The organism is Streptomyces sp. NBC_00376, assembly GCF_036077095.1.
Lineage (GTDB): Bacteria > Actinomycetota > Actinomycetes > Streptomycetales > Streptomycetaceae > Streptomyces.
Window position 1 is genome coordinate 3,213,041 of sequence record NZ_CP107960.1, and the last position, 23,609, is coordinate 3,236,649.

General features: G+C 70.1%; 21 protein-coding genes. 12 read left to right on the forward strand and 9 right to left on the reverse strand.

Annotation, left to right across the window (positions count from 1 at the left end):
- Positions 1–99: 99 nt before the first annotated feature.
- A complete protein-coding gene (locus tag OG842_RS14210) occupies positions 100–1,518 on the reverse strand; it encodes an ATP-binding protein (protein WP_266733587.1) in 1,419 nt (472 codons plus the stop codon).
- A 308-nt stretch (positions 1,519–1,826) separates the two neighbouring features.
- On the opposite strand from OG842_RS14210, the gene OG842_RS14215 reads away from it, so the two are divergent.
- Positions 1,827–2,333: a DUF2004 domain-containing protein gene (locus tag OG842_RS14215; RefSeq protein ID WP_266729966.1), complete on the forward strand. Its 507-nt coding sequence runs from the start codon at positions 1,827–1,829 to the stop codon at positions 2,331–2,333.
- 321 nt (positions 2,334–2,654) lie between these two features.
- Here OG842_RS14215 and ychF read toward each other — a convergent pair whose 3' ends face one another.
- Positions 2,655–3,743 carry a redox-regulated ATPase YchF gene (ychF, locus tag OG842_RS14220; RefSeq protein WP_189542725.1) on the reverse strand — a complete coding sequence of 363 codons (1,089 nt, stop codon included), beginning with the start codon at positions 3,741–3,743 and terminating at the stop codon, positions 2,655–2,657.
- Positions 3,744–4,015: 272 nt separating this feature from the next.
- On the opposite strand from ychF, the gene OG842_RS14225 reads away from it, so the two are divergent.
- Entirely contained in the window at positions 4,016–4,561 is a 546-nt protein-coding gene (locus OG842_RS14225; protein ID WP_443064061.1) for a DUF6542 domain-containing protein, read from the forward strand.
- A 22-nt stretch (positions 4,562–4,583) separates the two neighbouring features.
- Here OG842_RS14225 and ppgK read toward each other — a convergent pair whose 3' ends face one another.
- Together ppgK and OG842_RS14235 are read right to left on the reverse strand one after the other, a co-directional pair.
- The gene (ppgK, locus tag OG842_RS14230) at positions 4,584–5,321 is read right to left on the reverse strand and encodes a polyphosphate--glucose phosphotransferase (RefSeq protein WP_266729967.1); all 738 of its coding nucleotides are present in this window, start codon (positions 5,319–5,321) and stop codon (positions 4,584–4,586) included.
- 65 nt (positions 5,322–5,386) lie between these two features.
- On the reverse strand, positions 5,387–6,376 hold the full coding sequence (locus OG842_RS14235; protein ID WP_266729968.1) for a 4-hydroxy-3-methylbut-2-enyl diphosphate reductase: 990 nt from the start codon (positions 6,374–6,376) through the stop codon (positions 5,387–5,389).
- A gap of 102 nt (positions 6,377–6,478) precedes the next feature.
- On the opposite strand from OG842_RS14235, the gene OG842_RS14240 reads away from it, so the two are divergent.
- The 4 genes from OG842_RS14240 to OG842_RS14255 all read left to right on the forward strand — a co-directional run bounded on the left by OG842_RS14240 (position 6,479) and on the right by OG842_RS14255 (position 10,366).
- Positions 6,479–7,870: an APC family permease gene (locus OG842_RS14240; protein ID WP_266729969.1), complete on the forward strand. Its 1,392-nt coding sequence runs from the start codon at positions 6,479–6,481 to the stop codon at positions 7,868–7,870.
- A 115-nt stretch (positions 7,871–7,985) separates the two neighbouring features.
- Positions 7,986–9,197, forward strand: a complete 1,212-nt coding sequence (xseA, locus tag OG842_RS14245) for an exodeoxyribonuclease VII large subunit (protein ID WP_266729970.1) — start codon at positions 7,986–7,988, stop codon at positions 9,195–9,197.
- A 129-nt stretch (positions 9,198–9,326) separates the two neighbouring features.
- On the forward strand, positions 9,327–9,593 hold the full coding sequence (locus OG842_RS14250) for an exodeoxyribonuclease VII small subunit (RefSeq protein WP_266729971.1): 267 nt from the start codon (positions 9,327–9,329) through the stop codon (positions 9,591–9,593).
- Between the two features lie 182 nt (positions 9,594–9,775).
- Positions 9,776–10,366, forward strand: coding sequence for a malonic semialdehyde reductase (locus OG842_RS14255; RefSeq protein WP_266729972.1), 591 nt, complete (start codon positions 9,776–9,778; stop codon positions 10,364–10,366).
- A gap of 119 nt (positions 10,367–10,485) precedes the next feature.
- On the opposite strand, the gene OG842_RS14260 is transcribed toward OG842_RS14255, so the two are convergent.
- Positions 10,486–11,004 carry a DUF4245 domain-containing protein gene (locus OG842_RS14260; protein WP_266729973.1) on the reverse strand — a complete coding sequence of 173 codons (519 nt, stop codon included), beginning with the start codon at positions 11,002–11,004 and terminating at the stop codon, positions 10,486–10,488.
- A 141-nt stretch (positions 11,005–11,145) separates the two neighbouring features.
- On the opposite strand from OG842_RS14260, the gene glpX reads away from it, so the two are divergent.
- On the forward strand, positions 11,146–12,177 hold the full coding sequence (gene glpX / locus OG842_RS14265) for a class II fructose-bisphosphatase (protein ID WP_266729974.1): 1,032 nt from the start codon (positions 11,146–11,148) through the stop codon (positions 12,175–12,177).
- Between the two features lie 233 nt (positions 12,178–12,410).
- Here glpX and OG842_RS14270 read toward each other — a convergent pair whose 3' ends face one another.
- Both OG842_RS14270 and OG842_RS14275 read right to left on the reverse strand, forming a co-directional pair.
- Positions 12,411–12,794 (reverse strand): WhiB family transcriptional regulator, encoded by a 384-nt coding sequence (locus OG842_RS14270; protein WP_266729975.1) that lies wholly within the window; start codon positions 12,792–12,794, stop codon positions 12,411–12,413.
- 178 nt (positions 12,795–12,972) lie between these two features.
- Positions 12,973–13,635 carry a DUF1707 SHOCT-like domain-containing protein gene (locus tag OG842_RS14275; protein ID WP_266729976.1) on the reverse strand — a complete coding sequence of 221 codons (663 nt, stop codon included), beginning with the start codon at positions 13,633–13,635 and terminating at the stop codon, positions 12,973–12,975.
- Between the two features lie 203 nt (positions 13,636–13,838).
- Between OG842_RS14275 and OG842_RS14280 the strand changes: the two genes are divergently transcribed.
- The gene (locus OG842_RS14280) at positions 13,839–15,506 is read left to right on the forward strand and encodes a fumarate hydratase (RefSeq protein WP_266729977.1); all 1,668 of its coding nucleotides are present in this window, start codon (positions 13,839–13,841) and stop codon (positions 15,504–15,506) included.
- A 51-nt stretch (positions 15,507–15,557) separates the two neighbouring features.
- Here OG842_RS14280 and OG842_RS14285 read toward each other — a convergent pair whose 3' ends face one another.
- Positions 15,558–16,544 (reverse strand): LuxR C-terminal-related transcriptional regulator, encoded by a 987-nt coding sequence (locus OG842_RS14285; RefSeq protein ID WP_323185807.1) that lies wholly within the window; start codon positions 16,542–16,544, stop codon positions 15,558–15,560.
- Between the two features lie 71 nt (positions 16,545–16,615).
- Between OG842_RS14285 and OG842_RS14290 the strand changes: the two genes are divergently transcribed.
- Entirely contained in the window at positions 16,616–17,989 is a 1,374-nt protein-coding gene (locus tag OG842_RS14290; RefSeq protein ID WP_266729979.1) for an MFS transporter, read from the forward strand.
- Positions 17,990–18,385: 396 nt separating this feature from the next.
- Positions 18,386–19,687, forward strand: coding sequence for a M18 family aminopeptidase (locus OG842_RS14295; RefSeq protein ID WP_328512219.1), 1,302 nt, complete (start codon positions 18,386–18,388; stop codon positions 19,685–19,687).
- Positions 19,688–19,766: 79 nt separating this feature from the next.
- Here OG842_RS14295 and OG842_RS14300 read toward each other — a convergent pair whose 3' ends face one another.
- Positions 19,767–21,296: a ricin-type beta-trefoil lectin domain protein gene (locus OG842_RS14300; protein ID WP_328512220.1), complete on the reverse strand. Its 1,530-nt coding sequence runs from the start codon at positions 21,294–21,296 to the stop codon at positions 19,767–19,769.
- Between the two features lie 106 nt (positions 21,297–21,402).
- Here OG842_RS14300 and OG842_RS14305 point away from each other — a divergent pair, with 106 nt between their 5' ends.
- Together OG842_RS14305 and fomD are read left to right on the forward strand one after the other, a co-directional pair.
- Complete coding sequence (locus OG842_RS14305; protein WP_266729982.1) at positions 21,403–22,827, forward strand: class II fumarate hydratase; 1,425 nt, start codon at positions 21,403–21,405, stop codon at positions 22,825–22,827.
- Between the two features lie 45 nt (positions 22,828–22,872).
- Entirely contained in the window at positions 22,873–23,571 is a 699-nt protein-coding gene (gene fomD / locus OG842_RS14310; RefSeq protein WP_266729983.1) for a cytidylyl-2-hydroxypropylphosphonate hydrolase, read from the forward strand.
- Positions 23,572–23,609 lie beyond the last annotated feature (38 nt).

Sequence of the window (23,609 nt, forward strand, 5' to 3'; positions counted from 1 at the left end):
CCTGGGCACGAGGAGGCTCAGGACCGCCAACGCTGCACAACAGCGCCGGTAAGCGACCGAGGCCTCACCGGCTCCCCTACCTCACCTGACATCCGCCACTCACAGCGGCCAGACGGTCAGCAAATCGCCGGGGCCGTAGGTGGCGTCGAGCCCCGGACAGTCGACTCCACTACGCGAAACCGCCACGACGGGAACAGGTTCGTCGGTGAGGGCAGCCCGGTGCCGATGCAGAGCGGCCAAGTCATGCCGGTCGAAGGGCGACTGCTCCAGCCACTTGATGGAGCCGACGAAGAGCAACTCCTTGGCGATGGGGGCTCGGTCCGCCCCGACGATATCGATCTCGACGTCGTTGGTTCGGGTCCAGTAGCCGCCCACTGCGGGGGCAGCGGGCAACCGGTCGTCGGGCAGTGTCCGCGCCAGCGCCTCACGGACAAGAGGCTCGACGGCCCGACCACGCCAGCTGGTCCAGTTCTCCCGGATGCGCGCCAAGGTCAGATCGCCCCGCCCCCGCTCGATCTCCTCCATCGACGGGCCGAGCAGGTGCAGCCAGAACCGCAGGTACGGATCTGTCACCCGGTAGCGGCGGTCCTTCGACGGGCGCAGCGATACAGGCAGCTCGCCGGCGACGATCCGTTTGTCCGTAAGCAGCTCCAGAGCTCGCTGCAGCGGCGTGGCCCCGATCCCGCCGGCGGCACGGGCGATATTGGTGAAGGTCCGTTCGCCACTCCCGATGGCCGCCAGCACCTTGCGTGCCTGTACCTGCGGGGGGAATTCGGCGGCCAGCGAGCGTTCGGCCGACACCAGCAGGGCCGAGACCGGATCACTCAGCGCCTCGCCGAGGAAGTCCCACAGTCCTGCGCCGCGCGGCCACTCCGCGCAGATCAGCGGCAGCCCGCCGGTGACCAGTGCGGCGTCGAAGGCTTCCGCCGGATCCAGCCCGAGCATCTGCCCCACCTCGGCGGGGTTGAGCGGTCCCAGCACCATCTCCCGGCCGCGCTGGTGGAAGGGGCGTCCGTAGCTGTTCAGCGCCTCCATCATCGACAGATCGGAGCCGATGAGGACCAGCAGCACCGGCTTGGTCTCCAGCACCCGGTCCCAGGCCCGTTGCAGCATCCCCTCAAAGGCGCCGTCGGCATCCATCAGGTACGGCACTTCGTCGATGATCAGAACGCTCGCCCGGTCGGCAGGCAGCGCCGCGGCCAGCACATCGAACGCGGCGTCCCAGTTCTCCGGCCGTGCGGCAGCCACCAGCCCCGCCAGTGGCAGCGTCGACACCTGGGCGTCCCTGGCCAGCCGCGCCAGATCATCCCCGGGGGATGCACCAGTCGCAGCGAAGAACAAGAAGGGGGCTCCGGAGCGCTCCGCAAACCGCTCGACCAGCCGCGACTTGCCCACCCGGCGCCGCCCACGCAACATCACGCACCGACCGGGCCGCTCCCCGCCGACCCCTGCCGCCACCTTCTGCAGCTCCCGCTCCAACGTCGCCAGCTCCTGGCGACGTCCTACAAAATCCACCACGCCTGACCGACCTCCACCCACAGAACTAACAACAATGTTAGCAACATAGAGGTTAGTGATTGCCTTCATGGCCCTCGGCAGACGTGTCGACTGAGCCCCGAGACGTGATAACAGTCTGCGCATCGGCGTGCACTCAGGGGTGTCGTTTCGAGCAGGCCGCGCGCGTGCGGATCGCGTACGGGCGGGCGCCAGCGGAGGCGCTGTACCGACAGAACCGGTACCCGCAAGGAATGATCACGGCCGTAACCTGAGAACAGGAACGTTCACTACTCCTCAAGCCCTACACGCCCATCGGAATGACAGGCCACATGAAGAGCATCGATCACCCTTACTTCGGGCACCTTGAGGTTCCACCGGTGGACGAGACGGAAGTCATCTGGGAAGGCGCAGCCGCGCTGGGAAGCAGCGAGGTCGAAATCCGACTGTGGGCCGATCCCGGCTCCGGGCTGGATGCGGGAGAACTGGATGCGTTCGCGACGCACCTGGGCCGCCTGCCGACCCTGGACATTGCGGCTCGCGCGGCGATCCGTAAGAACCTGCAGCAGGATCGCTACTTCATCGACCACCACGCCGACGAACTCGACGACATCGAGGTGATCAAGCGCCTCACCCGGGAAGCGAACGGCGAAACGATCAGCGTCGACGCGTTCGCTGCAGCCATGCACCCCGTTCGGATCGGGCTGTGGCACCCGATCGGCGAGGACGAGGCCCGGATCGTCATGGACTACACGATCGACGCTGCGACCAGTGACGAACTCCTCGCCGTCAAGGTGGCCCGCGACGGGGCCGTGGTATCCGTCGACTGGGAAAGCTGACGGCGTAGGCCCCCGCCTCGGTGGTGGAAGATCGACGCGTATGGCGACGCCAACACGATCACGACCGCGACCTCACGAACGGCAAGAGGTACAAGAGGTAATGGAAGGAACTGCTCCCGGAGCCCTGTCCCGGAATCAGCCACCCAATCGGCAGCGCGTCGTCTACACCATCGGCGGCGGGGAGCTGGGGGTGTGGGTCGTACACGTCAGACACCGCTCAACGGTCTGCTACACGTAGCCGCTTCAGGTTCTGCGGACTGCTGCGGGCAGCACAACGGCCTGACCTGTCTTCTCGCAGGTCAGGCCGTTGTTCACGTCCAATCAGACGTTGAAGCGGAACTCCACCACGTCCCCGTCCTGCATCACGTAGTCCTTGCCCTCCATGCGGGCCTTGCCCTTGGCGCGGGCCTCGGCGACGGAGCCGGTTTCGACCAGGTCCTCGAAGGAGACGATCTCCGCCTTGATGAAGCCCTTCTGGAAGTCGGTGTGGATCACACCGGCCGCCTCGGGGGCCGTGGCGCCCTTCTTGATCGTCCAGGCCCGGGCTTCCTTCGGGCCCGCCGTGAGGTAGGTCTGGAGGCCCAGGGTGTCGAAGCCGACGCGGCCGAGGGTGGCCAGGCCGGGCTCTTCCTGGCCCATGGACTGGAGGAGCTCCAGGGCCTCGTCGTCGTCGAGCTCGATCAGCTCGGACTCGATCTTGGCGTTGAGGAAGATCGCCTCGGCAGGGGCGACCAGGGCGCGCTGTTCGTTCTTGAAGTCCTCGTCGACCAGCTCGTCCTCGTCGACGTTGAAGACGTAGAGGAAGGGCTTGGTGGTCAGGAGGTGCAGCTCGTGGAGGAGCTTGCCCTTCTCGGTGCCGGCGGTGATGCCCGCGGCGAAGAGGGTCTGGCCCGACTCCAGGATCTTCTGGGCCTCCTCGACCGCGGCGAGGACCGCGACCTTCTCCTTCTGGAGGCGGGACTCCTTGGTGAGGCGCGGGACGGCCTTCTCGACGGACTGGAGGTCGGCGAGGATCAACTCGGTGTTGATCGTCTCGATGTCGTCCTTGGGCGAGACCTTGCCGTCGACGTGGACGACGTTCTCGTCCTTGAAGGCGCGGATGACCTGGCAGATCGCGTCGGACTCGCGGATGTTCGCGAGGAACTTGTTGCCCAGGCCCTCACCCTCCGAGGCGCCGCGGACGATGCCGGCGATGTCGACGAAGTCGACCGTCGCGGGGAGCAGCCGCTGGGAGCCGAAGATCTCCGCCAGCTTGTTCAGCCGGGCGTCCGGGACGCCGACGACGCCGACGTTCGGCTCGATCGTGGCGAACGGGTAGTTGGCCGCCAGCACGTCGTTCTTGGTCAGGGCGTTGAACAGGGTCGACTTGCCGACATTCGGCAGGCCGACGATTCCGATCGTGAGCGACACGTTGGCGACTTCCTGAGGAGTGAGGTGGGTGGAGGGGGACCGCGGACCGGGTGGGCCGATTCTCCAGTTTACGGGCGGGGGCAACCGGGTCCCCACGGGTCCGGTCGGGTGCCGATTCGGTTCCCGTTCGGCCGTGTGGCATCGAACTCATCCCCTAGGTCGCGCAAAGGGCGTGTCCCGTACCTGATTACTGCTGCCCGGCGACCTACGTTGTCCCGGTGGAGCAGCACAGGACACGTCCCCCGCAGCGCAGGCAGTCTCGCCAGGCCCCGCTGTCCCCGCAGGGCACCATCGAGGAGACCGCGACCGTCTACCGGGTGGTGAGCGCGCCGGAGGGCCGTACGCGTCCGGTGCCGCCCGTCGTCCTCGCGCTGCGCAGGCTGCCGAACCCCCGGCTGACCGGGATCGGGGCCGGGCTCTTCGCCGCTGCCACCATGTTCGTACTGGCCTGTCTCGACCTGCTGGTCCTCGACGGTTCGTCGGTGGTGTTCGGTGTGCTGTTCCTCCCGGTATGCGCGCTGACCGCGCTGTGGGTGCGGCCCGCGGACCTGGTGACCGCGCCGATCATCGTGCCGATCGCGTTCGCCATCGGCGTCGTCCCGATCGCCGGTGGCACGGGCGGCTTCGGCGGCCAGACCATGGCGGTCGTCACCGCGCTCGCCGTGCACGCCGGGTGGCTGTACGGCGGAACGCTCATCGCCGGGCTCATCGCGACCGTGCGGAAGGTACGGCTGATGCGTCAGCGGCAGCGCCGCATGCTGCTCGCCGCGCAGACGGCCCGGCCCTCCTCGCGGGGACCGCGCCGCCCGCGGCGGTGAGCGGCGAGCGGCGCGCGGGGCTCTAGTCGCCCCTGGCCGCCATCGCCGCGCCGACGATGCCGGCGTTGTTCTGGAGCTCCGCGGGCACCATCTCGGCCCGTACGTGCTCGATCAGAGGCAGGAACTTGTCGGCCTTGCGGCTGACCCCGCCGCCGATGATGAAGAGCTCGGGCGAGAACAGCATCTCCACATGGGCCAGGTATTTCTGCACCCGGTGCGCCCAGTGGTGCCAGCTCAGGTCCTCGTCCTCCTTGGCCTTGGTGGAGGCGTGCTTCTCCGCGTCGTGGCCGTTCAGCTCCAGGTGGCCCAGCTCGGTGTTGGGCACGAGCCGGCCGTCGATGAAGAGGGCGCTGCCGATCCCCGTACCGAGCGTCAGGACGATCACGGTTCCCTTGCGGCCCCGGCCCGCGCCGAACGTCATCTCCGCGACACCGGCCGCGTCCGCGTCGTTCAGCACGGTGACGGGGAGGCCGAGCCGGTCCCCGAGCAGTCCGCGGGCGTCCGTGTCGATCCAGCCCTTGTCGACATTGGCCGCGGTACGGGTGACCCCGCCGGTGACCACGCCCGGGAAGGTGACGCCCACCGGACCCGACCAGTCGAAATGGCCGACGACCTCGGCCACGCACTCGACCACGTCCTTGGGCGTGGCCGGGTGCGGTGTCAGTACTTTGTGGCGCTCCTGCGCCAGGTCTCCGCGGTCCAGGTCCACGGGAGCGCCCTTGATCCCGGATCCGCCGATGTCCACGCCGAAGATCTGCATGCAGTCCACGGTACGGGCAGGCCGCCCGGCCCACTTCCCGAAAGCCGGACAGCGTAAGCCGGGTGTCACTTCTCCGAGAGGGCGGCGGCCTCGGCGCGCAGGTCGCGGCGGAGTTCCTTGGGCAGCGAGAAGGTGATGGACTCCTCGGCCGCCTTCACGATCTCCACGTCCTCGAAACCGCGCTCGGACAGCCAGGCCAGGACGCCGTCGACCAGCACCTCGGGGACCGACGCCCCGGAGGTGACGCCGACCGTGGAGACACCTTCCAGCCAGGCCTCGTCGATCTCCTCGGCGAAGTCGACCAGATGGGCGTCATTCGCACCGGCGCCGAGGGCGACCTCGACCAGGCGGACCGAGTTGGAGGAGTTCTTCGAGCCGACGACGATCACGAGGTCGGCGTCCGCGCCCATCTGCTTCACCGCGATCTGGCGGTTCTGCGTGGCGTAGCAGATGTCGTCGCTGGGCGGCGAGATCAGGAGCGGGAACTTCTCCTTGAGCGCGCCGACCGTCTCCATCGTCTCGTCGACGGAGAGCGTGGTCTGAGAGAGCCAGACGACCTTCGACGGGTCGCGCACCTCGACACCGGCGACGTCCTCGGGGCCGTCGACCAGCGTGATGTGGTCGGGGGCCTCGCCGGAGGTGCCGATGACCTCCTCGTGGCCCTCGTGGCCGATCAGGAGGATGTCGAAGTCGTCCTGCGCGAAGCGGACGGCTTCCTTGTGGACCTTGGTGACCAGGGGGCAGGTCGCGTCGATCGTGGCCAGCTTCCGCTCGGCCGCCTCCTCGTGCACGGTCGGTGCGACGCCGTGCGCGGAGAACATCACGATCGAGCCCTCGGGGACCTCCGCCGTCTCCTCGACGAAGATCGCGCCCTTCTTCTCCAGGGTCTGTACGACGTACTTGTTGTGAACGATCTCGTGGCGCACGTACACCGGGGAGCCGTACTGCTCCAGGGCCTTCTCCACGGCGATCACGGCACGGTCCACCCCCGCGCAGTAGCCACGGGGAGCGGCGAGCAGGACGCGGCGAGGTGTCGTAGCAGTCATGCGAACCATCGTAAGGCCGAGTCGAACGCGCGGAAGATCAGCCCGGTGGCGAGACTGGCGGGACTGGCAGGACCTGACGGGCTGAAACCGTTCGCGACTCTGGGAGGGCTCATGCCGGACACCGGCAGCGGCGGGACTACTGGGGTGGCAGGGGCGCATCAGGAAAGCGGGAGGCTGCGGCGGACGCTCGGGTTCCGGGACCTGGTGGTCTACGGGCTCCTGTTCATCGCGCCGATGGCCCCCGTCGGGGTGTTCGGCACGCTGGACGCGAAGTCCGACGGTGCCGTCGCGCTGGTCTACGTCGCGGCGACGGTGGTGATGGCGTTCACGGCGTTCAGCTACGCCCAGATGGTGCGGGTCGCCCCGCTGGCCGGTTCGGTCTTCGCGTACGCGCGCAAGGGGCTCGGGGAAGGGCCGGGGTTCGTTGCCGGGTGGATGGCGATGCTCGACTATCTGCTGATCCCGGCGGTCGCCTATCTCTTCTCCGGGATCGCGCTGAATGCGCTGGTGCCGTCTGTGTCGCGGTGGGTGTGGACGGCGCTCGCCGTCGTCGTCACCACGCTCCTCAACCTCTGGGGTGTGCGGGCCGCCGCCCGGGTCGGCTTCGCGGTGCTGGCGATGGAGATCGTGGTGCTGCTGGTGTTCCTGGTGTCGGCGGTGGTGGTGCTCGTACGGGACGGGGCGCAGCGCGGCTGGCTGACTCCGCTCACCGGTGATTCGGGCTTCTCCGCCTCGGCGGTGCTGGGGGCGGTGTCGGTGGCGGTGCTGTCGTATCTGGGCTTCGACGCGATCGCCACGTTCGCGGAGGAGGTGACCGGGGGCTCGGCGAAGGTGGCGCGGGCGCTGCTGTTCTGTCTGGTGCTGGCGGGTGTGCTGTTCGTGGCGCAGGCGTATCTGGCAGCGCTGCTCGAACCGCTGACGTCGGCGGAGCTGGCCGCCGATTCGGTCGCGCAGGGGTCGGCCTTCTACGACACGGTGGACTCGGCGGTCGGCGGCTGGCTGCACGATCTGGTGGCCGTCAGCAAGGCGATCGGGGCGGCGTTCGCGGCCCTGGCGGGGCAGGCGGCCGCGGGACGGCTGCTCTTCGCGATGGCCAGGGAGCGGCGGCTGCCCTCGGTGCTCGCCAAGGTCGACCCGGGGTCCGGGGTGCCGCGGGTCGCGATCCTGCTGGCCGCGACGGTGACGCTGATCGCCGCGGTGTGGGCGGCCCGGCGCGCCGACGGCCTCGACCGTCTGGTGTCGGTCGTCGACATCGGTGCGCTGACGGCCTTCGTGCTGCTGCACGCGTCGGTGGTCGGCTGGTTCGCCGTACGCCGGATGGCGGGACCGCCGAGCTGGTGGCGGCATGTGCTGGTGCCGGTGGTGGGCGCGGGGGTGCTGATCGCGGTGATCGTGGAGGCGACCCCGAGCGCTCAGGTGGTGGGGGTGTGCTGGTTCGCGGTGGGGCTGGTGGTGCTGGCGTTGCAGTGGGGGCGCGGCGTACGGCCCGGGGCGGCCGGGTGACGGGGTGAGGGCGTGATCCGACGCTCCTGAGCCCTGGCGGTCCTGACACTCCCTGGGACCCGGCGGTCCTGTCGTGGGCGCCCGATTGTCGGTGGGGGCGGATACGCTCGCTCGCATGGCTCTCCAGACGTCCGCGGAAGCTCCGCTGCCCGTAGGTGATGTGTCGCGGCTCATCGGCGGCTGGATCGACCGGCTCGGGGCGGTCTGGGTCGAGGGGCAGATCACGCAGCTGTCCCGGCGGCCGGGTGCCGGGGTGGTGTTCCTGACGCTGCGCGACCCGTCGCAGGACATCTCGGTGAGCGTGACGTGCTTCCGGCAGGTCTTCGACCGGATCGCTGATGTGGTGACGGAGGGGGCGCGGGTCGTCGTCCTGGCCAAGCCGGAGTGGTACGCGCCGCGCGGCCAGCTGTCCCTGCGGGCCACGGAGATACGGCCGGTCGGCATCGGTGAGCTGCTGGTCCGCCTGGAACAGCTGAAGAAGTCGCTGGCCTCGGAGGGGCTCTTCGCGCTCGACCGGAAGAAGCCGCTGCCGTTCCTGCCGCAGCTGATCGGGCTGGTCTGCGGACGGGCGTCGGCGGCCGAGCGCGATGTGCTGGAGAACGCCCGGCGGCGGTGGCCCGCGGTCCGCTTCGAGGTGCGCAACGCGGCGGTGCAGGGTGTGCACGCGGTGAATCAGGTGGTCCAGGCGGTGAAGGAGCTGGACGATCTGCCGGACGTGGACGTGATCGTCGTGGCGCGGGGCGGCGGCAGCGTGGAGGACCTGCTGCCGTTCTCGGACGAGCAGCTGATCCGCACGGTGGCCGCGTGCCGTACGCCGGTGGTGTCGGCTATCGGTCATGAGCCGGACTCCCCGCTGCTCGACCTGGTCGCGGACCTCCGCGCCTCCACGCCGACCGACGCGGCGAAGAAGATCGTGCCGGACGTGGGCGAGGAGCTGGACCGGGTGCGGCAGCTGCGTGACCGCGCGCTGCGGACGGTACGGGGGCTGCTGGACCGGGAGGAGCGCGGACTGGCGCACGCCCTGGGCCGGCCGTCGATGGAGCGCCCCCAGCGGATGGTGGACGAGCGCGCGGCAGAGATCGACGCGCTGGTCGGGCGGAGCCGACGGGTGCTGGGGCATCTGCTGGACCGGGCGGACTCGGAGCTCGCCCACACCCGGGCGCGGGTGGTCGCGCTGTCGCCCGCGGCGACGCTGGAGCGCGGTTACGCGGTGCTGCAGCGGGCCGACGGCCACGTCGTGCGGGATCCGGCGGACGCGGGGGCGCCGGGCGAGATGCTCCGGGCGCGGGTTTCGGGGGGCGAGTTCGCGGTGCGGGTGAGCGAGTGAGCTGGTGAACGGGGTCGAGATCACGGACGCGGTCGAAATCGTGGACCGGGTCGAGGTCGAGGACCGGGTCGAAATCATGGACGTACGAGGTCACGGGCCCCTGGCGGGCCGGAACGTAGGGTGAAGCGCATGACGGACGACGCGACTACGGCGGCGGGTGCCACGGGCACGCTCGGCTACGAGCAGGCCCGCGACGAGCTGATCGAGGTGGTGCGCCGCCTGGAGGCCGGCGGTACGACGCTGGAGGAGTCCCTCGCGCTCTGGGAGCGGGGCGAGGAGCTGGCGAAGGTGTGCCGGCACTGGCTGGAGGGCGCGCGCGCCCGGCTGGACGCGGCCCTCGCGGGTCCGGCCGACGGCCAGGAGAACGGCGGCGCGGCAACGGCCGACAACGGCTGAGGCAGTCCAGGACTGCCGCGGGGCCGGGCGGAGCGCTGCGGCTGCCCGAGGCTGCCGCGGGGCCGGTGGAGCGCTGTGGAACGGATCACCTCACCCAGTTTTAGTTGAAAGTTAACCTACTTTCGGGCTACCGTGATCCTAGTCAGTCGATCCATCTGAACGTCCGGAAGGCAATACGCACGATGTCCCTCGCTCTTGACCCCGCCGCCCAGGATCTCCTCTTCCGTGAGGCCCGCACCGCCAACACCTTCACCGACGAGCCGGTGACCGAGGAGCAGGTCCAGGCGATCTACGACCTGGTCAAGTACGGGCCGACCGCGTTCAACCAGTCGCCGCTGCGCGTCACCCTGGTCCGCTCCGACGACGCCCGCGCGCGTCTCGTGAAGCACATGGCCGAGGGCAACCAGCCGAAGACCTCGACCGCCCCGCTGGTCGCGATCCTGGCCACCGACAACGAGTTCCACGAGGAGCTCCCCGCCCTGCTGCCGCACTTCCCGCAGGCCAAGGACGCGTTCTTCTCCGAGCGCCCGGTCCGCGAGTCGGCCGCCGCGCTGAACGGCGCGCTGCAGGCCGCGTACTTCATCATCGGCGTCCGCGCCGCCGGCCTGGCCGCGGGCCCGATGACCGGCTACGACGCCGCGGGCATCGAGAAGGAGTTCCTGGACGGCGACCACAGCCTGCTGATGGTCGTCAACATCGGCAAGCCGGGCGAGGACGCCTGGTTCCCGCGTCTGCCGCGTCTCGCCTACGACGAGGTCGTCAAGACCGTCTGAGTCCGGCCCCCGCGCCGGACCGTCACCCCGGTCACCCCGGCGTCACAGCCGTACGGAAGAAGGCCCTGGAGCACCGAGTGCTCCAGGGCCTTCTTCCGTACGCCGTACGCGCGGCGGCGTCAGGACGTCTTGAGTGCGGCGGCCATCTCCGCCAGCCGCTCCGGCGAGGCGGAACCCGTCACCACGGTGGTCGAACCCTTGTCGTGGCGTACCAGGGCGTCGTACTTCGAGCCCTCCCAGTGCTGCCAGGTCTCGCCCGCGACCTGCTGTGTACGCCCGGTGTTCCTGGCGTCCTGGCTGACCTCGGTGACGTACTTCTTCGCCGGGGACGTGGACTGCTCCACCGCGACGTACTTGCCCTCCGGGTCGAGGAAGCCCAGGTGCCAGCTGTTGCCCGCCTTGCGGTCGTAGCTGACCGAGGTCGGCTTCCACTTCTCGGTCAGTCCGTCCGGGGCGGCCACGGGGTACGGCGCCGCGCGGCGGGCCGTCAGGAGCTCCACCCGGTAGTCGACCGCCTTGACCGGGTTGGCGTTCTCGTCGTGCGGAACGAAGATGTAAACAACCCCTGCCGCGGCGGAGATGACCGCCATCGACAGGAACATGTCCCGCACCGTCTGCTTGCCTCGCTTGCTAGCCACGGGTCCATGGTCGCATTAGCCCCGACGGGTCCGACCCGGGGGCAGCTGCTCATAAGTGACCCGGTCTGCTCATTTTGTCGACCTGACGATAGAGTCGCAGCACCCTCTTCCGGTCGTCGCCGTACAGAAAGGTGCGCTCCGATGTCCGAGCATCATCTGCCGTCTCAGCTCGAGGTCTCCCCCGAGGCCCCCGACCGCAACCTCGCCCTGGAGCTGGTCCGGGTCACCGAGGCCGCCGCCATGGCGGCGGGGCGCTGGGTGGGCCGCGGCGACAAGATCGGCGCCGACGGCGCCGCCGTGAAGGCCATGCGGACCCTCGTCTCCACCGTCTCGATGAACGGCGTCGTCGTCATCGGCGAGGGTGAGAAGGACGAGGCCCCCATGCTGTTCAACGGCGAACGCGTCGGCGACGGCACCGGCCCCGAGGTCGACATCGCCGTGGACCCGATCGACGGCACGACCCTGAACGCCAAGGGCATGCCGAACGCGATCGCCGTACTGGCCGCCGCGGACCGCGGCACCATGTTCGACCCGTCGGCCGTCTTCTACATGGACAAGCTGGTCACCGGCCCCGAGGCCGCCGACTTCGTAGACATCAACGCCCCCGTCTCGGTGAACATCCGCCGGGTCGCGAAGGCGAAGAACTCCGCCCCCGAGGACGTCACCGTCGTCGTGCTCGACCGCCCGCGTCACGAGGGCATCGTGAAGGAGATCCGCGAGACCGGCGCACGGATCAAGTTCATCTCCGACGGCGATGTCGCCGGCTCCATCATGGCCGCCCGCGAGGGGACCGGCGTCGACCTGCTGATGGGCGTCGGCGGCACCCCCGAGGGCATCATCTCGGCCTGCGCCATAAAGTGCCTCGGCGGCGTCATCCAGGGCAAGCTCTGGCCCAAGGACGAGGCCGAGCGCCAGCGCGCGCTGGACGCCGGGCACGACCTGGACCGGGTGCTGTCCACCGACGACCTGGTCAGCGGCGACAACGTGTTCTTCGTCGCGACCGGCATCACGGACGGCGAGCTGATGCGCGGCGTGCGCTACCGCGCGGAGACGGCGACCACCGAGTCGATCGTCATGCGGTCCAAGTCCGGCACCATCCGGAAGATCGACTCCACGCACCGGCTCTCGAAGCTGCGCGCCTACAGCGCGATCGACTTCGACCGCGCGAAGTAGACCCGGTCCCGGAGATCTCCGGAAGACAGTGCGAGGTCTCCGGAGACACCACGCGAAGAGGCGCCCCCCATGTGCGGTGGGGGCGCCTCTTCGCGTGGTGCGCGCGGACACGGAAGCGTACGGATGCGTGCGGCATGCGGCGTTCGGGCTCAGAACCGCACAGAGCGGACACGGATACGGATACCGATGCGGACGCGGATGCGTACGGGCCGGACCGGCCGGGTCCGGGCCGGTCAGCCCGCCGCCGCGATCCGGCCCGTCGCACCGGAGGACACGGCCGAGGCCTTGCGCTCCATCTCGCGACGTCTGCGACGGGCGAGCACCACACGGCGCTCGGCGGCGGTGAGGCCGCCCCACACCCCGTACGGCTCCGGCTGTATGAGCGCGTGTTCCTGGCATTCGATCATCACCGGGCAGCGCGCGCAGACCCGCTTCGCGGACTCCTCGCGCGCGAGTCTGGCAGCAGTCGGCTCCTTCGACGGGGCGAAGAACAGCCCGGCTTCGTCCCGGCGGCACACCGCCTCCGAATGCCAGGGGCCGGCCTGGTCCTCCCGCGCGGGGGCGCGCTGGGGAGGGACGGCGGCGACCTGCAGGGGCTGATGCGGCAGTTGCAGCACGGTCTACTCCTGACGACGGCTTCGCGAGCGAGAGACGATGCAGCATTCCCTACCCGCTGTGCGCACGCCTATGCACTGAGTGGCACTCGGTTCCGGGCTGCGAAATAGCGGTCGACCGGGAATTTGGCTTGTTTTCGAAGGAGAATCGAGGGAGTTCCCGGATGAGTTCCGGCAGGAGCTATCCGAGGTATTTACGCAGCCGGTCCTGGAGATCCGCGATGAACTTCCCGCGCTTGGGCTTCGCCTCCACGCTGCCGAACACGGAATAGCCGTTCACCACGACCACCGGCGCTTCGGGGTCAGCGGATTCCAGTGTGGCGACTTCGAAATTGCCGAAGACGCCCGTGCCGCTACCGCGCAGCGAGATGTTCTCGGGGACCTTGACGTCGACACTCCCGAAGATGGAAGTCGCGTTGATGACCGTGAGTCTCTGACCGAAAAGCGCCTCGGTCAGATCGACCTCCACGCTGCCGAAGAGCGCGAAGGCGTTCGTACGGCTGCCGACCCGCCAGCGGCCCTTGCGGGTCGAGCTGCTGAAGATCGCCACCAGGTTGTCGGCGGGACCCGTGGGGCTCTCGTGACCGTGGACGCCGGGAGCGGCGGCAGTGCGGGCGGCGCCCACCGGGGCGGGCAGGTCCCGTACCAGCGGTTCCAGCTCGCCGACGGTCTTGGCGCGGTAGACCGCGTCGACCCGCTCGGCGTGCTCGTCGGCGGTGAGCCGGCCCTCGGCCATGGCTTCCCGCAGGATGTCCGCGATCCGGTCCCGGTCCGCGTCGGAGGCGCGGATGCCGGCCGGCTCCACCGGGGCCACTGGCTGCTGGGGCTGCTTTTCGAGGTCCACCGGCCCAGCGTACCCAAACGCGATAGATCGCGACTAGCCCCCGCCCCGCCCCCGCCGTGTCGTACCCCGCCCAGGAACGGCCGCCCAGGAGTGGCCGAACTGAGCCTTACCTCACAGCTTCGGCACTCCTGTGGCGTTCTACCCTGGTGGGTGCGCTGCCCGAGGGAGGTCAGCCGCCGTCTGCCGAGTGAGGAATGGCCGTAATGCCAGAGTTTGCGTACTCCGATCTGCTCCCCCTGGGAGAGGACACCACGCCGTACCGTCTGGTGACCTCCGAGGGTGTCTCCACCTTCGAGGCCGACGGTCGTACGTTCCTCAAGGTCGCGCCGGAGGCGCTGCGCACCCTGGCCGCCGAGGCCATGCACGACATCTCGCACTATCTGCGCCCCGCCCACCTGGCGCAGCTGCGGCGGATCGTGGACGACCCCGAGGCGTCGTCCAACGACAAGTTCGTCGCGCTCGACCTGCTGAAGAACGCGAACATCGCGGCGGCGGGCGTGCTGCCGATGTGCCAGGACACCGGCACCGCGATCGTCATGGGCAAGCGCGGGCAGAACGTCCTCACCGAGGGCGGTGACGAGGAGGCGCTGTCGCACGGCATCTTCGACGCCTACACCAAGCTCAACCTGCGCTATTCGCAGATGGCTCCGCTCACCATGTGGGAGGAGAAGAACACCGGCTCGAACCTCCCCGCCCAGATCGAGCTGTACGCCACCGACGGCGGCGCGTACAAGTTCCTCTTCATGGCGAAGGGCGGCGGCTCGGCCAACAAGTCGTTCCTCTTCCAGGAGACGAAGGCCGTGCTGAACGAGGCCTCCATGATGAAGTTCCTGGAGGAGAAGATCCGTTCGCTGGGCACGGCCGCCTGCCCGCCGTACCACCTGGCGATCGTCGTCGGCGGTACGTCGGCCGAGTTCGCGCTCAAGACCGCGAAGTACGCCTCCGCGCACTACCTGGACGAGCTGCCCGCCGAAGGCTCCCCCACCGGCCACGGCTTCCGGGACAAGGAGCTGGAGGAGAAGGTCTTCGAGCTGACGCAGAAGATCGGCATCGGCGCCCAGTTCGGCGGCAAGTACTTCTGCCACGACGTGCGTGTCGTCCGCCTCCCCCGGCACGGCGCCTCGCTGCCCGTGGCGATCGCCGTGTCCTGCTCGGCGGACCGCCAGGCCACCGCGAAGATCACCGCCGAGGGCGTCTTCCTGGAGCAGCTGGAGAAGGACCCGGCCCGCTTCCTGCCGGACACCACCGACGAGCACCTCGACGAGGCGGGTGACGTCGTGAAGATCGACCTCAACCGCCCGATGGACGACGTCCTCGCCGAGCTGACCAAGTACCCGGTCAAGACCCGGCTCTCGCTGACCGGCCCGCTGGTCGTGGCCCGCGACATCGCGCACGCCAAGATCAAGGAGCGGCTGGACGCGGGCGAGGAGATGCCGCAGTACCTGAAGGACCACCCGGTCTACTACGCGGGCCCGGCGAAGACGCCCGAGGGGTACGCCTCCGGCTCCTTCGGCCCGACGACGGCCGGCCGCATGGACAGCTATGTCGCGCAGTTCCAGGCGGCGGGCGGCTCGAAGGTGATGCTCGCCAAGGGCAACCGGTCCAAGCAGGTCACCGACGCGTGCGACGCGCACGGCGGTTTCTACCTCGGCTCGATCGGTGGTCCGGCGGCCCGCCTCGCGCAGGACTGCATCAAGAAGGTCGAGGTCGTCGAGTACGAGGAGCTCGGCATGGAAGCGGTCTGGCGGATCGAGGTCGAGGACTTCCCCGCGTTCATCGTCGTCGACGACAAGGGCAACGACTTCTTCACCGAGCCCGCCCCGGCACCCACGTTCACCAGCATTCCGGTGCGGGGCCCGGGTCTCGCCTGACCCGTCGGTACGAAGCACCACGGCCCCGCGGAGCGTTCCGCGGGGCCGTGCTCATGCCTCCAGCAGGCCCGATGTCGCGACCAGATAGCCGAGTTGGGCCCGGCTGTTGCTGCCCAGCTGCTCGGAGACCTTCCGTACGTGCTCCGCGACGCTGCGGCGGCTCATGCCGAGCCGGCGGGCGATCGACTCGTCCGTCTCGCCGCCCACGACCGCCTGCAGGATGGTCCGTTGCAGGTCAAAGGTGACGACGGGCGTGCGCAGCGGCACCCGTTCGGGGCGGACCGGGACCGAACGGGCCCAGGCCTCGTCGAAGTGCCGGGCCAGGAAGCGGACCAGGGACGGGTGCTGGATGCGCAGGGCGCTGTGCGGTTCGTCGGAGAACGGGATGAACGCGAGGTTCCGGTCGAAGACGATGATCCGGTCGGCGACCTCGGCGAGCGTTCTGACCTCGGCGCCCTCGGTCGTCACCTGCTCGATGTAGGCGAGCGTCGTGCGGTCCGAGCGGACCGTGTGCTGGTAGATGGTCCGCTGCCGGATGCCCCGCCGCAGATTGCGGATGTCCCTGGGCAGCGACTCCTCCAGCGCGTGCACGGGGCGGCCGCCGCCCGGGTGGGCGGTGCGGACCTCCTCGCGGCAGCCCGCGACGCCCGCTTCGAGCGCCTTGCCGATGACGGCCTCGCCGGAGAGCCGGGTGAGCGCGGACGGTTCGAGCCGGTGCGCGTCGGCGTACAGGCCCTCGAACACGGTCAGCGCGGCGCGGGCCGAACGCAGGGTGCGGCGCTGCCGGGCGATCGCCGCCTCGATGGGTCCGAGCACGTCGAACGAGGCGGTCTCGGGTGGTACGGGGACGAGCCGTCCCGGCGCGTGGCGGTCCGCCACCATCAGATGCAGGGCGCTCAGGCAACCGGGCACGTCGCCTGCCGGAAGGCTTCCGTCCGTGAGCGCTCGCCGATAGGCAGCGAGGGCCGAGTCGCAGACGCGGTCCGGCGACGATTCGCGGCAATCACACGCCCGTGGGCCGGAATGGTCGTCCTTCACAAGCATGCAGATTACATTCATGCAATCGCGCGGTCGGGGGTGAACGCGACCGCTCGGTGAGTATGGGCCGGGTGACGCGCGACATCGAACAGGTGGAGGACCGGCCGGACCCCGCACCGGACGGCGAGGGGGCGCTCCCCGCGCGCGGGGAGCGCCGCTACCGGTTCCTCGTCGCCGGGTACTCCCTGTCCTCCTACGGCACCTTCCTGAACATGGTGGCGCTCAATCTGTTCGTCTACGAGACGACGGGGCGGGCGCTCACGATGGGCCTGTTCATGGCCGCACGCCTGGCGTCCGGCTTTGTCGCCGGGCTGATCGCCGGTGGTCTGCTCGACCGGTTCGCCGCCAAGCGCGTCATGCTGTGGACGAATGTGGCGCAGGCCGCGGTGATGCTGCTGCTGGTCCTCGCGCCCGAAGGGATGCGGACGGCCTCCCTGATGGCGGTTTCCGTGGTGGTCGGCGGCTGCGGAACGCTTTTCATGGTGTCGCTGCGCAGTTCGATTCCCGAGATGGTCGGCGACGACCGGCGGTCCTGGGCGAACTCCCTTTCCATTACAGGGCGTTCACTGGCGATGGTGGCCGGTTTCGCCTCCGCGGGCGTGGTGGTCTCGCTGGTCGGTTACACCGCTGCTTTCGTGGTGGACATGGCCACCTTCGTGATCTGCGCCGTCACGGTGGCGCTGCTGCCGATCCCGGGCGGGGGCCGGGGAAAGACCGCCCGGCCGGAATCGGAGGGGGATTCCGGCGGGGACGGCAAGAAGGAGCGGACCGGCGGCCGGGGGAGGCCGGGGAGGTGGCGGCGGCCGGGCGCGTTGCTCGCGTCGGCGGCCGCGCCGGGTCTCGGTCTGATGGTGGTGCTGCGGAGTGTCGACGCCTTCGGCTCGTCCTCCCACAACGCCGCGCTGCCGGTCCACTCCGCCGCGCTCGACGCCGGCCACCCGGCCGTGTTCGTCAGCGCGTTCTGGTGTCTGTGGGCGGTGGGGAACGTCGTCGCGCAGCAGGTGATCCAGCGGTACGTCAGACGTACCGGGCGCACGGTGGGGGCGCCGGGCTTCGGGTACGGCACCTGTCTGATGTCCGGGGCGTTCATCCTGGCGTTCGCCGGGTTCCCATGGGCCGCGACCGTCGTGGTCGCGCTGGCGGCGGGGGCGGCCGACGGGCTGACGGAGGTCTCGTACACCTCCCATCTGCAGACGCTCCCCGCCGGTCTGCGCGCTCACGCCTTCGGGCTCTCCGCGACCCTGGAGAACCTCGGGTTCGGCGTCGGCATGATCCTGGTCGCCGCGGCCCTCGACAGGTTCAGCCCGCTGGCCGTCGTCGGCTGGTCGCACGGGGCGGCCATCGTGGTCGCCGTGGTGTTCCTGATCAGGGTGTCCGGGGCGCGCGGGCGGGCCGCCGTCCCCGCACCCCGTTCCGGCGCCGACCGCGCCGGTCCGGAGCGATGAGATTCCCGTACGACGTTATTCAGCCATTCTCGGGGGGCTCGGTGAGGGGCCGGGCGACCGCCGTGGTGTCCCGCACGCTCCCGGTGCCTGCCCCGGCACGTCCCCGCCCGCGCCGGGGACCGCCGCCGCCGCGGACGGTCGGACACCGCCGCTTTCACGCAGCGGGCCGCGCTGCGGACTTGCGCCGTACCGGCCCGCTTTGGTGGGTTGTCGGACGTTCCCGCACCACTCGGCCGGCCCCGGTAAACCCGCCCCCGAGGACCGGCGCCCCCGCCGGATCGCCCGGGTGCCCGGGGACCGGCTGCTCCTCGCACACCGCCCGCACCGCGCCGCACCCAGCGGCCCGGCGCGGGTCCCTCCACCCTCACCGTCGAACTCCGGAAAGGCGGACGCCCGATGACGCCGCTTACCCACCGCAGCCACACCGACGACCTGCTGTCCTTCATCAGCGCGAGCCCTTCCCCGTACCACGTGGTGGCCGGTGCCGCCGAGCGCCTGGAGAAGGCGGGCTTCCGTGAACTGCGGGGCACCGACGACTGGACGGGCACGACCGGGGGCACCTTCGTCGCCCGCGCCGGTGCGCTGATCGCCTGGTACGTCCCCGAGGGGGCTCCGGCGCACACCCCGTTCCGGATCGTCGGCGCCCACACCGACTCCCCGAACCTGCGGGTCAAGCCGGCCCCCGACACCTCGTCGGCGGGCTGGCAGCAGATCGGCGTGGAGATCTACGGCGGCGTTCCGCTGAACACCTGGCTCGACCGCGACCTCGGCATCTCCGGGCGGCTCGCGGTGCGCACCCCGGGCGGCGGTGTCGGGTCCCGGCTCGTACGGATCGACGAACCCCTGCTGCGGGTACCCCAGTTGGCCATCCACCTGGACCGTACGGTCAACGAGGCGCTCGCGCTCGACCCGCAGCTCCATGTCGCTCCGGTCTGGGCGCTCGGACCACGCGCGGAGGGTGCACTGCTGCGCAGGGTCGCGGCGGCCGCCGAGGCGGAGCCGGACGAGGTGCTCGGCTGGGACCTGATGCTCCATGACGTCCAGCCGCCCGGATACCTGGGCGCGGACCGGGAGTTCGTGGTGTCGGCGCGGCTGGACAACCTGGTCTCGGTGCACGCGGGCGTCACGGCCCTGGCGGCCGCGGCGACCGCTGCCGACGAGCCGGCGTACATCCCCGTCCTGGCCGCCTTCGACCACGAGGAGGTCGGCAGCGGTTCGGCGACGGGTGCGCAGGGTCCGCTGCTGGAGCGGGTCCTGAGCCGCTCGGTCACCGCCCGCGGCGGCAGCCCGGAGGACTGGTCGCGGGCCCTGTCCGGGGCGTTCTGCGTCTCCGCCGACATGGCCCACGCGGTGCACCCCAACTACGCGGAGCGGCACGACCCGGACCACCGTCCGCTGCCCAACGGCGGGCCCGCGCTCAAGGTCAACGTCAACCAGCGGTACGCCACCGACAGCACCGGCATGGCGGTGTTCGCGGCGGCGTGCGAGCGGGCGGGTGTGCCGTGGCAGCCGTTCGTCTCCAACAACGCGATGCCGTGCGGTACGTCGATCGGCCCGCTCACCGCGGCCCGGCTGGGCGTGGAGACGGTCGACGTGGGGGTGCCGGGGCTGTCCATGCACTCGGCGCGCGAGCTGTGCGGGGCCGAGGACCCCGGCCGTCTGGCGGCCGCGCTCGGCGCGTTCATGACGTCCGGCTGATCCGCGCCGGACGGCCCGAAGGGGCGGAGCGGCACCGGCCGCCCCGCCCCTTCTTCACGCACTCGTAGAACGGTGACAGCTACACGAACCGCTGCTGCGCACTGCCGTCGCATGCCTGGAGCTTCAGCGGGTCCTTCGCCGCCGCCAGCGTCAGGCACAGTCCGGTCGAGGCCGCCGGGCGCAAGGTGCCCGACTGCTTCACGAACTGCTGGTTGGCCGCGCCCGAGCAGTTGTACAGGATGGCCGTGGCGCCCGCCTTGTAGTCGGCGCCCGGTATGTCCAGGCACCGGTCGTGGCTCAGCTCCGTGTGGAGGTTCTTCGTGCTGGAGTCGTACCACCAGCCCTGGTTGCGGCCGCCGTGGCAGTCCCAGCCGCCGATCTTCGTGTTGTTACGGGTCACCGAGCCCGGGACGTCCACACAGGTGCCAGTCGCCTCGTTCTTCAGGGGCTTGAAGGCGTCGTCCCACACACCGGCCTGCAGGACCGGCTTTCCGGTGCTCGCCGGGTCGGCGCAGCTCGCCTGACGCAGGTTGGAGTTGTAGATCTGGGTCAGGCAGGACGCGAAGGCGCCGTGGCCGCTCGCGTTCGGGTGGTAGGACTGCCGCGTCGAGTTGGAGTCCGGCGGGAAGTGCCCGAGGTCGATGTAGAGACCGCGGGCCCAGGTGGACTCACTGCAGACCTCGTGGCCGTGGAAGAGCCGGGAGTTGTCGAGGTAGACGGCACCGGTGTCGTCGGCGACCCTGCGCATGCCGCGCTCGAAGGCGGGGACGGCCACGTTGCGGCCCCAGGCCGCGTCGGAGTCGTACCCGGCGCAGCCGCCGGGAAGCTTCCCGGGGAAGCTCGGGTTGTCGTAGAAGTCCGGGCCGATGGGGCTCGGGTAGCCCATGACCACGAGCTTGTAGTCGTTGTCGGTGTACCCGGCGCTGGTCATGACGGTCTTCAGGTCGCGCACCGTCTTCTCGACCTTGGGGACGAGTCCGTCGACGCGCGCCTGCCAGCCGCCCTCGTACTTGGGCTGGCAGGTGCCCTGGGAGAACACCCAGCGCTCGACGCAGTCCGTCATGACCGGGCCGAACTGGAGGTCGTCGTTGGCACCCGCCACCAGCAGGATCATCTTGATGCGGGTGTTGCGGGCCTTGACGGCGAGGTTGTCGCTCTGCACCAGCTCGTCGGCGTACTGCTTCGAGCCGCCGATCACGATGTTGCCGGTGTACGCGCCGGAGCAGGCGACGTTGTACGTGACGTCCGCCGGGATGCCGGTGCGGTGGATGGCGGAGTCGGGCGAGCGGTGGCACCAGTTGTCGGGGCCGTTGGTGCCGGCCTCGTACGTGCCGACGCCCTCGCCCGAGATCTCGCTGTCGCCGAGCGAGATCAGCCCGGTCTTGCGGTCCGCGAGCGGGCGCTCGGCCGGGTCGCCGTACAGCTTGGTGGCCTCCGCCGCGCGGATGGCCTCCAGCTCGGGCGACAGGGGGGTGGATGCGATGGTGCTGGAACCTGACCGGTCCGTCGCGCCGGCCGGTCCGGCGGCTACGGTCATGCCGCCGACCGCCGCCGCCATGGCCGCGGCGGCCGCGACCGTACAGCGGAATCTGTGCCTCATGCGCCTCATTGCGCCTCCCCGGGTTGTGGTTACCCCCGGTATTTACTGGCCGGTAGGCGTCTTGGGAATAGAAAGAACAAGACAAGTGCTCAACTTTTTCAGGAGGTTGAACGAGATGGACGAGTCACAGGCCGGCGAGCGGACCCCCGCGAGCGGTGGAAATTTCCGCATCGAACACGATTCGATGGGCGAGGTGAGAGTGCCCGCCGAGGCCAAGTGGCGGGCCCAGACGCAGCGCGCGGTGGAGAACTTCCCGGTCTCCGGCCAGCGCTTGGAGCGGGCCCACATCGAGGCCCTGGCCAGGATCAAGGCGGCCGCGGCCAAGGTGAACGCCGAGCTGAAGGTGCTCGACCCGGACGTCGCCGCGGCCATCCAGGAGGCCGCCGCCGAGGTCGTCGAGGGGCGCTGGGACGACCAGTTCCCGGTCGATGTCTTCCAGACCGGGTCGGGCACCTCGTCCAACATGAACACCAACGAGGTGCTGGCCACCCTCGCCACCGAAAGGCTGGGCCGCGAGGTCCATCCGAACGATCACGTCAACGCCTCGCAGTCGTCCAACGACGTCTTCCCGTCCTCCATCCACATCGCCGCGACGGCGGCCGTCACCGGCGACCTGATCCCCGCCCTGGACCGGCTGGCGACCTCCCTGGAGCGCAAGGCCGCCGAGTTCGCGGCGGTCGTGAAGTCGGGGCGTACGCATCTGATGGACGCCACCCCCGTCACCCTCGGCCAGGAGTTCGGCGGCTACGCGGCACAGGTCAGGTACGGCATCGAACGGCTGCGCGCCTCGCTCCCCCGCCTCGCCGAACTGCCGCTGGGCGGCACGGCCGTGGGCACCGGCATCAACACGCCGCCCGGCTTCTCCGCCGCCGTCATCGCCGAGGTCGCCTCCGCCACCGGGCTGCCGCTCGCGGAGGCCCGGGACCACTTCGAGGCGCAGGGCGCGCGGGACGGACTCGTGGAGACCTCGGGCCAGCTCCGTACCATCGCCGTCTCGCTCACCAAGATCTCCAACGATCTGCGCTGGATGGCGTCCGGGCCGCGCACCGGCCTGGCAGAGATCAACCTCCCCGACCTCCAGCCGGGCTCGTCGATCATGCCCGGAAAGGTGAATCCGGTCATCCCAGAGGCCGTACTGATGGTGGCCGCCCAGGTGACGGGGAACGACACGACGGTCGCCGTGGCGGGCGCGGCGGGCAACTTCGAGCTGAACGTGATGCTCCCGGTCATCGCGAAGAACCTGCTGGAGTCGGTACGGCTGCTGGCCAACGCCTCCCGGCTGCTCGCCGACCGCACGGTCGACGGCATCACCGCCAACGTGGAGCGGGCCAGGGAGTACGCCGAGTCCTCGCCGTCCGTCGTCACCCCGCTGAACAAGTACATCGGCTACGAGGAGGCCGCGAAGGTCGCCAAGAAGTCCCTCGCGCAGCGCCGGACCATTCGCGAGGTCGTACTGGACTCGGGCTACGTCGAGCGGGGCGACCTCACCGTGGAACAGCTCGACGAGGCGCTCGACGTGCTGCGCATGACCCACCCGTGACCTGCGTCGCAGCTGCGGGGTTTCTGGTCCCTCTAAGATCCGTCCATGGCAGGTACCGGAGACATCGAGCACTGGGCGCCGGGTGATCAGATCCTGTGGCGCTACCGCCGCAACGGCGCGCCGGCGGGGTCCGGGGCGCCGGAGCGGGCCCCGGACCCGTTCCACATCTGCCGCCCCGTCACCGTCGTCCAGGACACCGACGAACTGCTCGCGGTGTGGGTGGCACCGGGCACCGAGTGCGTGAAGCCGGTGCTGGCGAACGGCAGGGACGTGCACGCCGAGCCGCTCGCCACCCGCTACACCGCCCCGCGCACCACCGCCCGCTCCCCCTGGCTGGGAAACGGCGTGCTGAAGCTGGCCCGGCCCGGTGAGCCGTGGTCGGTCTGGCTGTTCTGGGAGCCGGTCTGGCAGTTCCGCAGCTGGTACGTGAATCTGGAGGAACCGCACACCCGCTGGCAGGGCGGCGTCGACTCCGAGGATCACTTTCTCGACATCTCCGTGTACCCGGACCGCAGCTGGGTCTGGCGCGACGAGGACGAGTTCGCCATGGCGCAGCGGGCCGGCCTGATGGCCCCGCGGACCGCGCGGCGGGTGCGGGAGGCGGGCCGGGCCGCCGTCGGGCTGATCGAGGAGTGGGGCGCTCCGTTCCGGGACGGCTGGGAGGACTGGCGGCCCGATCCACAATGGCGGGTTCCCGCGCTTCCGGATGACTGGGACCGCACCCCCTCGTATACGCCGTCGTGAGACCCTTGATGCACCCCAGGGGGACAAACGTAGGATCG